General features: G+C 70.3%; 18 protein-coding genes. 11 read left to right on the forward strand and 7 right to left on the reverse strand.

All coding sequences use genetic code 11. From position 1 onward, the window contains the following. Positions 1-397: alkaline phosphatase PhoX (locus VFH10_RS11885; RefSeq protein WP_325128756.1), on the forward strand; the 397-nt coding region annotated here is incomplete at its 5' end. 130 nt (positions 398-527) lie between these two features. On the opposite strand, the gene hflX is transcribed toward VFH10_RS11885, so the two are convergent. Genes hflX through VFH10_RS11900 form a run of 3 tightly spaced genes read right to left on the reverse strand, consistent with a single transcriptional unit; the run spans position 528 to position 3,394 of the window. Beyond that, positions 528-2,045, reverse strand: a complete 1,518-nt coding sequence (gene hflX / locus VFH10_RS11890; RefSeq protein WP_325128758.1) for a GTPase HflX — start codon at positions 2,043-2,045, stop codon at positions 528-530. Positions 2,046-2,053: 8 nt separating this feature from the next. Continuing rightward, entirely contained in the window at positions 2,054-2,914 is an 861-nt protein-coding gene (dapF, locus tag VFH10_RS11895; RefSeq protein ID WP_325128759.1) for a diaminopimelate epimerase, read from the reverse strand. A 9-nt stretch (positions 2,915-2,923) separates the two neighbouring features. Beyond that, the gene (locus tag VFH10_RS11900; RefSeq protein ID WP_325128760.1) at positions 2,924-3,394 is read right to left on the reverse strand and encodes an SRPBCC family protein; all 471 of its coding nucleotides are present in this window, start codon (positions 3,392-3,394) and stop codon (positions 2,924-2,926) included. A 73-nt stretch (positions 3,395-3,467) separates the two neighbouring features. Between VFH10_RS11900 and VFH10_RS11905 the strand changes: the two genes are divergently transcribed. After that, positions 3,468-3,647, forward strand: coding sequence for a hypothetical protein (locus tag VFH10_RS11905; RefSeq protein ID WP_325128762.1), 180 nt, complete (start codon positions 3,468-3,470; stop codon positions 3,645-3,647). Positions 3,648-3,678: 31 nt separating this feature from the next. On the opposite strand, the gene ggt is transcribed toward VFH10_RS11905, so the two are convergent. Both ggt and miaA read right to left on the reverse strand, forming a co-directional pair. Further along, on the reverse strand, positions 3,679-5,541 hold the full coding sequence (gene ggt, locus VFH10_RS11910; RefSeq protein WP_325128764.1) for a gamma-glutamyltransferase: 1,863 nt from the start codon (positions 5,539-5,541) through the stop codon (positions 3,679-3,681). Positions 5,542-5,575: 34 nt separating this feature from the next. After that, positions 5,576-6,547, reverse strand: a complete 972-nt coding sequence (miaA, locus tag VFH10_RS11915) for a tRNA (adenosine(37)-N6)-dimethylallyltransferase MiaA (protein WP_325128765.1) — start codon at positions 6,545-6,547, stop codon at positions 5,576-5,578. A 50-nt stretch (positions 6,548-6,597) separates the two neighbouring features. On the opposite strand from miaA, the gene VFH10_RS11920 reads away from it, so the two are divergent. From VFH10_RS11920 to VFH10_RS11940, 5 genes are read left to right on the forward strand one after another with little or no spacing between them, the layout of a single operon-like run. Further along, positions 6,598-6,801 (forward strand): antitoxin, encoded by a 204-nt coding sequence (locus VFH10_RS11920; protein ID WP_325128767.1) that lies wholly within the window; start codon positions 6,598-6,600, stop codon positions 6,799-6,801. 40 nt (positions 6,802-6,841) lie between these two features. Further along, positions 6,842-7,180: a hypothetical protein gene (locus VFH10_RS11925; protein ID WP_325128769.1), complete on the forward strand. Its 339-nt coding sequence runs from the start codon at positions 6,842-6,844 to the stop codon at positions 7,178-7,180. After that, positions 7,173-7,403 carry a hypothetical protein gene (locus VFH10_RS11930; protein ID WP_325128771.1) on the forward strand — a complete coding sequence of 77 codons (231 nt, stop codon included), beginning with the start codon at positions 7,173-7,175 and terminating at the stop codon, positions 7,401-7,403. The genes VFH10_RS11925 and VFH10_RS11930 overlap by 8 nt, the downstream gene beginning before the upstream one ends. Next, entirely contained in the window at positions 7,400-7,711 is a 312-nt protein-coding gene (locus VFH10_RS11935) for a hypothetical protein (protein WP_325128773.1), read from the forward strand. The genes VFH10_RS11930 and VFH10_RS11935 overlap by 4 nt, the downstream gene beginning before the upstream one ends. A gap of 32 nt (positions 7,712-7,743) precedes the next feature. Further along, entirely contained in the window at positions 7,744-8,235 is a 492-nt protein-coding gene (locus VFH10_RS11940) for an NUDIX domain-containing protein (protein ID WP_325128774.1), read from the forward strand. Between the two features lie 74 nt (positions 8,236-8,309). On the opposite strand, the gene miaB is transcribed toward VFH10_RS11940, so the two are convergent. Both miaB and VFH10_RS11950 read right to left on the reverse strand, forming a co-directional pair. Continuing rightward, entirely contained in the window at positions 8,310-9,854 is a 1,545-nt protein-coding gene (miaB, locus tag VFH10_RS11945; RefSeq protein WP_325128776.1) for a tRNA (N6-isopentenyl adenosine(37)-C2)-methylthiotransferase MiaB, read from the reverse strand. A gap of 27 nt (positions 9,855-9,881) precedes the next feature. After that, complete coding sequence (locus tag VFH10_RS11950; RefSeq protein WP_325128778.1) at positions 9,882-10,532, reverse strand: hypothetical protein; 651 nt, start codon at positions 10,530-10,532, stop codon at positions 9,882-9,884. 164 nt (positions 10,533-10,696) lie between these two features. Between VFH10_RS11950 and VFH10_RS11955 the strand changes: the two genes are divergently transcribed. The 4 genes from VFH10_RS11955 (at position 10,697) to VFH10_RS11970 (ending at position 13,998) form a co-directional block, all read left to right on the forward strand. Then, complete coding sequence (locus VFH10_RS11955; RefSeq protein WP_414689868.1) at positions 10,697-11,437, forward strand: amino acid ABC transporter ATP-binding protein; 741 nt, start codon at positions 10,697-10,699, stop codon at positions 11,435-11,437. 60 nt (positions 11,438-11,497) lie between these two features. After that, positions 11,498-12,388, forward strand: a complete 891-nt coding sequence (locus VFH10_RS11960; protein WP_325128780.1) for a glutamate ABC transporter substrate-binding protein — start codon at positions 11,498-11,500, stop codon at positions 12,386-12,388. 117 nt (positions 12,389-12,505) lie between these two features. Next, positions 12,506-13,159 (forward strand): amino acid ABC transporter permease, encoded by a 654-nt coding sequence (locus VFH10_RS11965; RefSeq protein WP_325128782.1) that lies wholly within the window; start codon positions 12,506-12,508, stop codon positions 13,157-13,159. After that, entirely contained in the window at positions 13,156-13,998 is an 843-nt protein-coding gene (locus VFH10_RS11970; protein ID WP_325128784.1) for an amino acid ABC transporter permease, read from the forward strand. The genes VFH10_RS11965 and VFH10_RS11970 overlap by 4 nt, the downstream gene beginning before the upstream one ends. Positions 13,999-14,008: the final 10 nt, after the last annotated feature.

A 14,008-nucleotide genomic window follows, 5' to 3' on the forward strand; every position in this document is an offset into this window, starting at 1 on the left:
CAACGCCAACGGCTTCGGTCGCGGCAACGGCCAGGTCTGGGCCTACGACTGCCGGTCGCAGAAGCTGCAGGTGATCTACCAGGCACCGGTCGACCCGGCCGAGGCCAACCTGCGCTTCGACTTCCCGGACAACATCACCACGAGCCGACGGGGCACGCTGGTCGTCTGCGAGGACTCCCTGGTCGACAACTACATCCGCGGCCTGTCCCGCGGCGGGCAGCTCTGGGACATCGCGCTGAACCGCGTCGTCAGCCAGCTCACCGGGCTGCCCCGCTTCGGCGACGAGTTCGCCGGATCGACGTTCAGCCCGGACGGTCACACCCTGTTCGTCAACATCCAGGCCTCCCGCGGCATGACGTTCGCGATCTGGGGACCCTGGCGCAAGATCGGCGTCTGACCCGGCCCCGCCGAGTGTCAGGCCATGGCTCCCCGAGTGTCAGGCCATGGCTCCCCGAGTGTCAGGCCTTGGCGCCAAAGTCTGACACTCGCGCGACCATTTCCTGACACTCGCGGGGGCAGGCGGGGGGTCAGGCGGGGGTGGTGAGGTAGGGCTCGAGCTCGCCGGCCAGCGCTTCGTGCACGCGACCGCGGACGACGGTGCCGTCACCGGTGTGCTCGAGGTGCTCCACCTCGCCGGAGGTGTGGATCCGGTTGAGCAGGTCGCCGCGCTCGTAGGGCAGCAGCGCCTCGAAGGCCACGCCGGGTCGCGGCAGGTCCTCCTCGACCAGCCGCAGCGCATCGACGATGCCCTCGCCGGTCTTCGCCGAGACCACGACCGAGTGCGGCTCGCGCTGGCGCAGCCGGGCGAGCACCATCGGGTCGGCCGCGTCGGCCTTGTTGATCACGACGAGCTCGGGCACCTTGTCGGCGCCGATCTCCGCGAACACCTCGCGCACCGCGGAGAGCTGGCCCTCCGGGTCGGCGTGCGAGCCGTCGACGACGTGCAGCACCAGGTCGGAGTCGGCGACCTCCTCGAGCGTCGAGCGGAACGCCTCGACGAGCTGGTGCGGCAGGTGCCGCACGAAGCCGACGGTGTCGGACATCGTGTAGACCCGGCCGTCGGAGGTCTGGGTACGCCGGGTCGTCGGGTCGAGCGTCGCGAACAGCGAGTCCTCGACCAGCACCCCGGCGTCGGTCAGCCGGTTGAGCAGCGACGACTTGCCGGCGTTGGTGTAGCCCGCGATCGCGACCGACGGCACCTGGTGGCGGCGGCGCTCGGCGCGCTTGGTGTCGCGGGTGGTGCGCATGTGCGCCAGCTCGCGGCGCAGCTTCGCGATCTTGGTGTTGATGCGGCGACGGTCGGTCTCGATCTTGGTCTCACCGGGACCACGACCACCGATGCCGCCACCTTGCGATCCGACCCGGCCACCGGCCTGTCGGGAGAGGTTGCCACCCCAGCCACGCAGCCGCTGCTTCATGTAGTTGAGCTGGGCCAGCTCGACCTGGGCCTGACCCTCCCTGGACTTCGCGTGCTGCGCGAAGATGTCCAGGATCAGCGCGGTCCGGTCGACGACCTTGACCTTGACCCGGTCCTCGAGGTTCCTCAGCTGCGAGGGAGCCAGCTCGCCGTCGCAGATCACGGTGTCGGCGCCGGTGGCCTGCACGATCTCACGCAGCCCGTCGACCTTGCCGCGACCGATGTAGGTCGCCGGGTCGGGCTTATGCCGCCGCTGGTACAGGGCGTCGAGCACCTGCGAACCGGCCGTCTCGGCGAGCAGCGCGAGCTCGGCCATCGAGTTCTCCGCGTCCTCGATCGAGCCGTCGGTCCACACGCCGACCAGCACCACCCGCTCCAGGCGGAGCTGGCGGTACTCGACCTCGGAGATGTCCTCGAGCTCGGTGGACAGGCCGACGACGCGGCGCAGCGCGTGCCGCTCGGCGAGGTCGTAGTCACCCGTGGTGCCGTCGGCCTCCTCCGGGTCCTCGTCGGAGTAGCCGGACTCGAACTCGCCGGCGTCCAGGTCGGCGGGGTCGTCCCACGACTCGGTGTCGGCGAGCTCGGCGTCGAGGTCGAAGTCTTCTGGTTGGGTATGTGCGTTCGTCATAAGTCCGTTCAGGTTCGCACGGGAACGTCGTCAGTCACCAGCCAATTACCTGACGCCACCAGTACGGCGGGGCCGGTGAGCAGGACGTGGTCCTCGTCGGTCCAGGTCACGTGCAGCGTCCCTCCTGGAACGTCCACGCGGTAGGACGTATTCCGACCCACGCCGTCGGCAATGGCGCTGGCCACCATCACCGCGCATGCCCCGGTGCCGCAGGAACGGGTCTCCCCCGACCCTCGCTCGTGCACCCGCATCGCCACATGACGCGGCCCGTGGCGTACGACGAACTCGACGTTGACGCCGTGCGGGTACACCGCCTCGTCGTGTCCCGGCGGCTCGAGCAGTGGGCCGGCGTCGTCGAGGGACTCCACGAAGGCGACCGCGTGGGGGTTGCCCATCGACACGTGCGTCGCCGGCCAGGCAGACGGCCCGACGGACACCTTGGTCTCGCCGAGCACGCGCGGTCGGCCCATGTCGACGGTGGCCGCGCCGGCCTCGTCGAAGGTCACCGTGAGCACGCCGGCGCGGGTGCCGATCGGCACCGCCCGCGACGGGTCGACGCCCTCGTGCTCGACGAGGTAGCGCGCGAACAGCCGGATCCCGTTGCCACACATCTCCGAGGTCGACCCGTCGGCGTTGCGGTAGTCCATGAACCACTCGGCGCGGCCGCGGGCGGCGACGGCCGCCGGGTCGTCGTACGACGAGGCGCGCACCACGCGCAGCACGCCGTCGGCCCCCAACCCGGCACGCCGGTCGCAGAGCCGGGCCACGAGGCCGGGCGCGAGCTCGCCGTGCACGGTCCCGTCGGGGTCGGGCAGCAGCACGAAGTCGTTCTCCGTGCCGTGGCCCTTGAGGAACGGGAAGCTGGTCACCCCGTCAGTCTAGGAGCGACCCTCGGCGACGCTCTTGAGCCGGCTCAGACCCTTCTCGAAGTCCGGGCCGATCATCTTGTCCATCCCGCCGAACATGCTCATCACCCTCATCCCGAAGGTCTTCTTGCCGGTCATGTGCCAGAGCACCTGCGTCGACTCGCCCTGCGGAGTCAGCACGAACGACGTGTCGTTGCGGGCCTTGAACGGCTTGAGGAACTGCAGGTCGATGTCGACGCGCTCCCTGTCGACGGCCCGGACGATCTCCATGCGGCCCGAGCCGGCCTTACGGTTGCCCGACCAGCTGTAGACCGCGCCGGGGCCGGACTCGGGCCCCGAGTAGTCGCGCTGCAGGTCGGGGTCGACGTCCTCCCAGGGCGACCAGTTGCGCCACTTGTGGAAGTCGGCCAGCTGCTCGTAGACCCGCCCCGGGGGTGCGTCGATGGTGGTCGATCGTTCGACGGTCCAGTTGTCGGCTGCCATGGCCGGATCCTAGGGCAGCGACGGCCCGCGCGTGTCTCCCGAATCTGTCGGCTCCGGGTGTCACTGTGAGTTCATGGAGACCTCAGAGGTGCTGATGCTGCACGCGACGGTGGCCCGCTGCCCCGACTGCGCCGACGAGTGCGTGTTGCTGCCGACCGACGGCTTCGACGGTTTCTGCTGCACGTCGTGCGACGCCGCGGTGTTCCTGCTCGAGGCGCCGCAACCTGCGCTGACCAAGCGGCTCGCCGGCTGACGCCTGCCTGCCGGCGAACCGCTCGCTCGGGTCAGCGTCTGGGCGACACCACCAGGGCCGAGCCGCCGCCGCGGCGGGTGGGCTCGGCGACCGCGGTCAGCCGACCCTTCCTGCCGAACTCGATCGCCGTCGCCGCACCGATCTCCGCGGCGCTGGTGAACTGGTCTCCCGACGGGGTGAGCGTGTGGCCGTACGGCGTGAGCAGGTCCCCGTAGGTGGCGATGAACTCCGGCTCCGCGAGCACCGCTGCCGTGTTGCGCTGGGTCGCCCGTGGCGCGGCGATCGCCTCCTCGATGGACATGCCGCGGTCCACGTAGTTGAACAGCATCTGCAAGACGGTGGTGATGATCGTCGAACCGCCCGGGGACCCGAGGGCCAGCACCGGCTTGCCGTTCCTGAGCACGATCGTCGGCGACATCGACGAGCGCGGCCGCTTGCCCGGCTGGATCCGGTTCGGGTCGCTCCTGACGAACTCGGTCGAGAAGTCGGTCAGCTCGTTGTTGAGCAGGAACCCGCGGTCCTCGACCAGCAGCCCGGAGCCGCCGGTCTGCTCGATGGTGAGGGTGTACTCCACGACGTTGCCCTCGCGGTCGGTGACGGTGAGGTTGGTCGTCTCGACGTTCTCGGTGTCCGGCGCGGTGCTGGCGGCGGTCCGACCGGGCGTCGTGCAGCTGCCGTCGTACGAATTCACGTTGCCAGCGGCCACCGGCTTGGCCATGGCCGTGTCCGGGTCGATGTTGCAGGCCCGGTCGGTGGCGAAGCCGTCGTTGAGCAGGTCCCGGGTGGGCACGTCCACCTTCTTCGGGTCGCCGACGTACTTCGCCCGGTCGGCGAAGGCGAGCGCGGAGGCCTCCAGGTAGTGGTGCAGTGCGTCCTGCGGCGACATCGACGCGAGGTCGAACCGCTCCATGATGTTGAGAGCCTCGCCGACGGTCGTGCCGCCGGACGACACCGGCGCCATCCCGTACACGTCGAGCCCGCGGTAGTCGCTCTTGGTCGGTCGCTGGTTCAGCGCCTCGTACCTCTTCAGGTCCGAGACCCGCATGAACCCCTTGGGCACCGGCAGCTCGGTGCCGGGGCTCTTCGGCGGCTTCCGGGTCGCCCGGGCGATCTGCTTGGCGAGCGCGCCGCCGTAGAAGGCGTCGGTGCCGCGCCGGCCGAGCAGCTGGTACGTCGCGGCGAGGTCGGGGTTCTTGAACACCGAGCCGACCCGCGGCGGCTTGCCGTCGGGCAGGAACAGCTCCGGCGTCGTGGTGTAGGCCTCGAACCGCTCCTGGTTGTCCTTGGTCTGGTCGTGGAACGTCTGGTCGACCACGAACCCGCGGGCGGCCAGCCTGGCGGCCGGTCGCAGCGCCTTGCCGAGGTCGTAGCTGCCCCAGCGCTTGAGCGCCTTCGCCCAGGTCGCGGGGGTGCCGGGAACGCCGACCGAGACGCCGCTGGTGACCAGGTCGGGGGTGAACGGATAGGGCTCGCCAGTGCTGGGATCGATGAAGGCGTCGCGCGGCATGTCCCGGGGCGCGGTCTCGCGCCCGTCGATCGTGCGGACCTTCTTCTTGTCCGCGTCGTAGTAGACGAAGAACCCGCCGCCGCCGATGCCGGCGCTGTAGGGCTCGGTCACGCCCAGGGCGGCGGCCGTGGCGACCGCCGCGTCGACGGCGTTGCCGCCGCGCTCGAGCACGCGGAGCCCGACCTTGGTCGCCTCCGGGTCGACGGAGGTGACGGCACCGCCGAACCCGGTGCTGGTCGGGATCTTGGGCGGTTCGGGTCTGGGTGCGGCCGACGCCGCGGCGCCGACCGTGGTGAGGCCGCCGGCGACGCAGAGCGCCGTCAGTCCGGCAAGGGCCGCGGATGCGCGGCCGCGGGTGAGCTGGCGTGGTGCCTGGCGTGGGGTCATCGGTCCTCCCGAGGGGTCAGAGCCTCCCGGCTTACTACCCCCGCGCCCGCCCGTCAATCGTTGCCGTTCGCCGCACGGCGGCCACGGCACCGGCCGCGCGCTCCGGGTCGTCCCATCGCACCCAGGTGATCCGCGGGTCCTTGCGGAACCAGGCATCCTGCTTGCGCGCGAACCGGCGGGTGCCGGTCACGGTCTGGTCCAGCGCCTCGTCCTCGGTGATCTGTCCGTCGAGGAAAGCCATCACCTGCTGGTAGCCCAGGGCCCGAGAGGCGGTGCGGCCCTCGCGCAGGCCGGCCGCGACCAGGGCGCGCACCTCGTCGACGAAGCCGGCCGCCCACATGCGGCGTACCCGGAGCTCGATGCGGTCGTCGAGCACCGGCCGCGGGATGTCGACGCCGACCTGCACGGCGTCGTCGTAGAAGTACTCCTGCCTGGGCAGCGTCGCGCTGAACGGGCGGCCGGTGATCTGCACGACCTCGAGCGCCCGGACCACCCGTCGGCCGTTGGTCGGGATGATGGCGGTGGCGGCGATCGGGTCGACCTCGGCGAGGCGCGCGTGCATCGCGGCCGGCCCCTCGATCTCGAGCAGGGCCTCCAGGCCGGCGCGTACGACGGGGTCGGTGCCGGGGAACTCGAACCGGTCCAGCACCGCCCGCGTGTAGAGCGCCGAGCCGCCGACGAGGACCGGTGTGACCCCCCGGCTCCGGCAGTCGTCGACGACCGCGCGGGCCCAGCCCTGGAACTCCGCGACGGTCGCCGGTTGGGTCACGTCGAGGATGTCGAGCAGGTGGTGCCTGATGCCCCGCCGCTCGTCCTCGGGCAGCTTCGCCGTACCGATGTCCATGCCCCGGTACACCTGCATCGAGTCGGTGTTGACGACCTCGCCGCCGAGGGCCTCCGCGAGGTCGAGGGACAGCTCGGTCTTGCCGGCGGCGGTCGGTCCGACGACGGCGACGACCGGCGGGGTCCGCGGCGAACCGGCGGCCCTTGTCTCGTCACCGTTCATGGGCAAGAGTCTGGCAAAGGGGCACGTGCGCGCGACGGAAGGGGACGGCAGTGGGATTCCTGGACAAGGCCAAGTCACAGCTCACCAAGGCGGTCGACCAGCACGGCGACAAGATCGCCAAGGGCGTGGACCAGGCGGCCGACGCGATCGACAAGAAGACCGGCGGCAAGCACACCGACAAGATCGTGAAGGGGCGCACCCAGGCCAAGGACGCGCTCGACAAGCTCGACGGCAAGAACGACGACATCAAGTAGGCAGACGTTTCCGGGTGGTGGGTTCGGGTACGGCGACGGTATGGCACCCCGTGAGGACGACCAGCCCGTGAAGGGTGGCCCGGCCAACCACGCCGCCCACACCGACCTCGACGCGCCGACGCCCCCTGGAGGCCCGCTGCGCCAGGACCGGCCGGACGCCGACGTGAACCCCACCGGTCCGGTGGACCCCGATCCCCCTGGGCCCGACCCGGACGTGCACCCGAGCAGCACCCCGGACGGTCCCACCACGATCCCGTCGCCGACCACGCCCGAGGGCGAGCCGGGGCCAGATCCGGACCCGGACCACGAGCACGCGGTCCAGGTCGAGAACGCAGAGACCTCGCTCGACCAGCCGTCCGACGGATCGGGCGGTGCGTGAGATGGAGCACGAGATGGACGACCAGCGCGAGCTCGCACCCGAGCCGGGGCAGGACGACGCCTTCGTGGGCGAGCCGCCCGCGGGCGACGCCAACCCCGGGGACTACATGTCCAACGACCAGCAGGGTGGGGTGTCCGAGGACACCGGCACCGCCTACGACCAGACGGGTGAGCCCGAGTCGACGCCGCACGACGAGGAGCTCCTCGCGGAGGAGGGCGAATGACCGCCTCCGACAGCGGCGAGTCCGGCAGCCGGGCCGGCAACCCCAACGCCGAGAGTGAGCACGGCCTCGAGGGCGACCTGGGCGTCAGCAGCGAGCGCACCGGTCCGTTCGAGGGGATCGAGGGCACCGGCACGGTCGGGTCCGCCAAGGGCCACACCGACGGCGACGTCGAGACTCATCCCGACCAGGTGGAACCGAGCACCGAGGTGCACCGGCAGGTGCAGGAGGTCGAGGAGAACACCGCCGAGCTGCCCTCCCACGAGCACATCCGCGAGGCCAACCCGCACCCGCACCGCGACGACGCCTGACCCCCCGGCGGTGGGGTACTAGGTTCGCCTGCATGCCCGAGACCCCCGACCACGACCACGACCTGCACGGACGGTTCTCCGTCGTGCCGGCCGCGTACGTCGTTTTCCTCCGCGGCCAGACTCATACCCGGGAGGTGCTCCTCCAGCTGCGCCAGGGCACCGGCTACATGGACGACCACTGGGCGTGTGCCGCGGCCGGGCACGTCGAGCGCGGCGAGTCGGTCTTCGCGGCCGCGGCTCGTGAGGCCGAGGAGGAGGTCGCCCTCACCGACGTGGTGCTCACTCCGTTGACGGCGATGCAGCGCAGCAACAACACCGGCCTCGCGATCGACGAGCGCGTCGACTACTTCTTCGCGTGCACGGCGTGGACGGGTGAGCCGCGCATCGTGGAGCCCGACAAGTGCGCGGACCTGCGCTGGTTCCGGCTCGACTCGCTCCCCGACCCCGTCGTACCGCATGAGCTGGCGGTGCTCACCGGGGTGCGCGACGGCGCCCTCCAGCCGATTGTCACCCACGGCTTCTGATCCGAGGCCGTCGAGGGGTCACGGATGCAGCGACACGCCGCCGAGGTGCCTGAAGTTCTGACTCCTCGCGGGCGCTAGCGGCAGGAGGGAGCCTCGGGGAGCGGTGCGGGTACGCCGACGGTGGGCAGGCCGAGCGAGACCCCGCGGCCGTTGCCGGTGGGCGAGACATTGCCGATGGTCGAGCCGTTGCCGGTGGTCGAGCCCGTCGAGACCCGCGCCTCCCAGGCGTCGCCGGACCGGGTGCGTCGCACCGAGCGCACCGGGCTGTCCGCGACCAGGTGGTGCGGGGCGCCGTAGGTGACCTCGACCTCGACCAGGTCCCCCGGCCGGACGGCGACCGGGGCACCCGAGGCGTCCACCGGCGAGAAGTGCACGAGCCGGTTGTCCCGGGCCCGTCCCGAGAGCCGGTGGGTGGCCTCGTCCTTGCGGCCCTCGCCCTCGGCGACGAGGAGCTCGACGACCCGCCCCTCGAGCCGGCGGTTCTCTTGCCAGGCGACGTCGTCGGCCAGCGCGACGAGTCGTTCGTAGCGCTCCTGCACGACCGCCTTGGGCACCTGCTCGTCGAGCACGGCGGCCGGCGTGCCGGGGCGCTTGGAGTACTGGAACGTGAACGCCCCCGAGAAGCGGGCCTCCCGCACGACGTGCATGGTCTGCAGGAAGTCCTCCTCGGTCTCGCCCGGGAAGCCGACGATGATGTCGGTGGTGATGGCGGCCTCGGGCATCGCGGCCCGGACCCGGTCGATGATCCCGAGGAACCGCTCCTGCCGGTAGGACCGTCGCATCTCCTTGAGCACCTTGTCCGAGCCGGACTGCAACGGCATGTGCAGCTGCGGCATCACGTTGTGCGTCTCGGCCATCGCCTCGATGACGTCGTCGGTGAACGCGGCCGGGTGCGGGCTGGTGAACCGGACCCGTTCCAGGCCCTCGATCTCCCCGCACGCCCTCAGCAGCTTGCCGAAGGCGTACCGGTCGCCGAACTCCACGCCGTAGGTGTTGACGTTCTGCCCGAGCAGGGTGACTTCGCTGACGCCCTCCGCGACCAGGGCGCGGATCTCCGCGAGCACGTCACCCGGCCGGCGGTCCTTCTCCTTGCCGCGCAGCGCCGGGACGATGCAGAACGTGCAGGTGTTGTTGCAACCGACCGAGACGGACACCCATGCGGCGTACGCCGACTCGCGCTTGGTGGGCAGCGTGGACGGGAACACCTCGAGCGACTCGAGGATCTCGACCTGCGCCTCCCGCTGCACCCGCGCGCGCTCGAGCAGCACCGGCAGCGACCCGATGTTGTGCGTCCCGAACACGACGTCGACCCACGGGGCCTTCTTCGTGATCTCGCTTCTGTCCTTCTGCGCCAGGCAGCCGCCGACGGCGATCTGCATGCCCGGGCGGGCTGCCTTCACCGGCGCGAGGTGGCCCAGGTTGCCGTAGAGCTTGTTGTCGGCGTTCTCCCGGACCGCGCAGGTGTTGAAGACGACGACATCCGCGTGGCCGGCGGGCTCGTCATCGGCCGCGGGGTCGAAGGGGACGTAGCCCGCGTCCTCCAGCAGCCCGGTGAGCCGCTCGGAGTCGTGGACGTTCATCTGGCAGCCGTAGGTGCGGACTTCGTAGGTTCGAGACATGTCCGCACCAGGGTACGGCGCCCTCGGTCACCGCGGCGGGGTCGCCTCGGGGTTCGGCTCGACCTGCTGCGGCGGCGGGGGTGGCGCGGTGTCGTCCGTGGTGCGCGGCGGGAGCTTGTCGCCCGGCGCTCCTGGCGCGGGGGCAGCCGTCTCCTGCGCAGGTGGCGTCTCGGCGGTCTTCTTCGCCGCCGTCTTCTTGGCCGGCGTCTTCTTGGCCGGCGACTTCTTGGCCGGCGACTTCTTGGCGGTCGTCTTCTTGGCGGGCGACTTCTTCGTCGCCTTCTTCGCGACGTCGGCCGGTGTGGCCTTCCTGGCGTTCACCTTCGCCTCGGTCGTGGGCACGGGCTCGGCGGACGGCGCGTCGGTCGCCGGGTGCGGCGCCACCGGGTCGCCCTGGACCTTGCGGGGACCCGGCGACGGCGTCGCGTGCGAGTCGGGACGCGGCTCGACGGGAGGCTCGGCACGCGGGGCGTCGGCGGCGCGACGGCCGCGGGTGCGCGTGCTGACCTGCTCCGCGATGGTGCTGGCGAGCCCTTCGGCGAGGTGCCGGCCGACGGTGGCGGCTCCCTTCGCCTGCCCGATCAGCCGCTCCGACGTACCCTTCGGGTCCTTCACGGCGTCGAAGGCCGAGTCCTTCAGCTTGTCGAGCGGCGCGGGAAGCGGGAACTTTCGGGGCACGTCGGCACTACCTCTCGTGGGACTTCGGTCCGTGAGTCGGATTCAAGCACAGGGACCGAGAGGCACTCCGGGCCGGTCGGCCCGTGGTCACGGTCCGGCAACTGTGCGGACCAACCGCATGTCAGCAATGGTCAGACGGTCCCGCCAACGCTAGGTTTCGTGCCATGAGCACCCCTCTGGTCGTCCTCGACCATGTCGACAAGTGGTTCGGTGACCTGCACGTGCTGCAGGACATCAACCTGTCGATCGCCAAGGGCGAGGTCGTCGTGGTGATCGGACCGTCCGGGTCCGGCAAGTCCACGCTGTGCCGCACGATCAACCGGCTCGAGACCATCGACAAGGGGTCGATCACGCTCGACGGGGCACCGTTGCCTGCCGAGGGCAAGGCCCTGGCGTCGCACCGCGCCGAGGTCGGCATGGTGTTCCAGTCGTTCAACCTGTTCGCGCACAAGACGATCCTCGAGAACGTCACGCTGGGCCCGACCAAGGTCCGCGGTGTGTCCAAGTCCGAGGCCGAGAAGCGGGCGCGCACCCTGCTCGAGCGGGTCGGCGTCGCAAACCAGGCGGAGAAGTACCCCGCCCAGCTCTCGGGCGGCCAGCAGCAGCGGGTCGCGATCGCACGAGCCCTGGCCATGGAGCCCAAGGTCATGCTCTTCGACGAGCCGACGTCCGCTCTGGACCCCGAGATGATCAAGGAGGTCCTCGACGTCATGGTCGACCTCGCCAGGGGCGGGATGACCATGGTCGTGGTCACTCACGAGATGGGCTTCGCCCGCACGGCGGCCGACCGCGTGGTCTTCATGGCCGATGGGCTGATCGTCGAGGAGAACATTCCCGAGCAGTTCTTCACCAACCCGCAGTCGGACCGCGCAAAGGACTTCCTCGGCAAGATCCTCAAGCACTGACCTGTCCTCCAACCAAGCAGCGCCCTGGGGGAACTCGGGTCGCACAACAAGGGAGAGAAGATGCGATTCAACAAGACCAAGGCGGCCGCGGTCGCCACGGGTCTCGGCCTCGCGCTCAGCCTGGCAGCCTGCGGCGAAGCGGGCAGCAGCGACAGTGCGGGCGGCGACTACGAGGTCGTCGAGAACGCCGCCGACAACTTCGACGACGGCACCCGCATGAAGGAGCTCGCCGAGAGCGGCGAGATCACCATCGGCGTGAAGTTCGACCAGCCCGGCATCGGCTTCAAGGGCGCGGCTGACGACGTCCCGGTGGGCTTCGACCCGGAGATCGGCAAGATCCTCGCCGCCTCGCTGGGGATCCCGGCCGACGACATCACCTGGAAGGAGACGATCTCGGACAACCGCGAGCCGTTCCTCCAGTCCGGTGAGGTCGACCTCGTCATCGCGTCGTACTCCATCACCGACGAGCGTCGCGCGATCGTCGGGCAGGCCGGCCCGTACTACGTGACCGGCCAGCAGCTGATGGTCCCTGCCGACAGCGACATCGACAGCCTCGACGACGTCGAGGGCACCGAGGTCTGCTCCGTGACCGGGTCGACGTCGCTGGAGAACATCGAGGCCGAGGGCGCCACCCCGCGCGGCTTCGACACCTACTCCGAGTGCGTGGACCAGGTCCTCAACGGCACCGTCGACGCGATGACCACCGACGGCGCGATCCTGCTCGGCTACGTCGCGGAGAACCCCGACGAACTCAAGGTCGTGGTGGACCCGTTCTCCGAGGAGCGCTACGGCGTCGGCTACAGCCTGGACCGCCCCGAGATGTGCCAGTGGATCAGCGACACGATCACCGAAGCCATGGACAACGGTGACTGGGAGACGGCCTTCGAGGCCACCCTCGGCGAGTCCGGGGTCGACACCCCGGAGCCGCCGGCGCTCGACCCGTGCGAGTGAGTCGAGGCTGACCTGAACGCCGTGTGCCGCCGTACGTCGCCCCGCCCGGGCGGCGTACGGCGGCGCGCCCGCCGTCACGGTGCGACGAGCGAACCCCCGACAAGGAGCTGACGCGACATGGAAGCCGTGTTCTCCAACTTCGACCTGGTGCTGCGCGCCTTCTGGGTCACGCTCCAGCTGCTGGTGTACTCGGCCCTGGCGTCCCTGGTCCTCGGCACCTTCCTCGCCGCCATGCGAGTGGGGCCGATCGCCGTCCTCCGGCGGTTCGGATCGCTCTACGTCTCGATCGTGCGCAACACCCCGCTGCTCGTCGTCTTCATCTTCATCTTCAACGCGCTGCCGACCCTCGACCTGTTCGTGGACACGCCGTTCCTGGTCAAGGGCGTGGTGGCGCTGACCATCTACACCTCCGCCTTCGTGTGCGAGGCGATCCGCTCGGGCATCAACGCGGTGTCGCTCGGACAGGCCGAGGCCGCCCGCGCGGTCGGCCTCACGTTCACGCAGACGATGACCCAGGTGATCCTGCCGCAGTCGTTCCGGGCCGTGGTGCCGCCGCTGGCGAGCGTGCTGATCGCGCTGGCGAAGAACACCTCGGTGGCCGCGGCCTTCGGGATCCTGGAGGCGACGGCCCGGATGCGCTCGCTGACCAACGACAACGCCGACCAGCGCACCGGGATCTTCATCTGCTTCGCCATCGGCTACATCATCATCGTCGAGGTGATGTCGGCGGGCGCGTTCTCGCTCGAGCGGCGATGGAGGGTCGCGAGATGAGCACCAGCATTTTGTTCGACGCCCCCGGACCGCGCACCGTCGCGCGGCACCGCCTCTACTCGATCATCGCCTACGTGGCCCTGGCCGCGCTGGCCGCCGCCGCGGTCTGGCGGATGTACGACACCGGCCAGTTCGCCTACGACCAGTGGGAGCCGTTGCTCACCCCGGCCTACATCGAGGCCCTGCTCGTCGACGGCCTGCTCAAGACGCTGCAGATGGCGTTCCTGTCGATCGTCCTCGCCGTCGTGTTCGGTCTGGTCTTCGGCATGGGCAAGCTCTCGGACCATTCGTGGGTGAGCTGGCCGTGCTGGGTCGTCGTCGAGTTCTTCCGCGCCGTCCCGCTGCTGCTGCTGATCATCTTCATCTTCTTCTCGTTCGGCGTCGGCGACGGGATCGGCTCGTTCTGGTCCGTTGTCGTCGGGCTCACCCTCTACAACGGTGCGGTGCTCGCCGAGGTGTTCCGGGCCGGCGTCAACGCCGTCCCCCGAGGCCAGAGCGAGGCGGCGTACGCCATCGGCATGCGCAAAACCCAGGTCATGAACATCGTGCTCCTGCCGCAGGCCGTGAAGATCATGCTCCCCGCGATCATCAGCCAGTGCGTGGTGGCCCTGAAGGACACCAGCCTCGGCTTCTACATCCTCGCGCCCGGCCTCACCGCCGTCGGCCGCGGGATCTGGATCCAGTTCGGCAACCAGTTCCAGGTCGCGATCGTCGTCGCGGCGCTCTACATCCTGGCCAACCTGGTCCTGACCTGGATCGCCACGTGGGCGCAGCGCAAGTTCGTCGGCGAGCGGAAGCCGCTCGCGTTGGCCACCGCCCCCCAGGAGACCGGGGAGTGACGGGGGTTAC

Origin of the sequence: Nocardioides sp. (assembly GCF_035697785.1) — a bacterium.
Lineage (GTDB): Bacteria > Actinomycetota > Actinomycetes > Propionibacteriales > Nocardioidaceae > Nocardioides_B.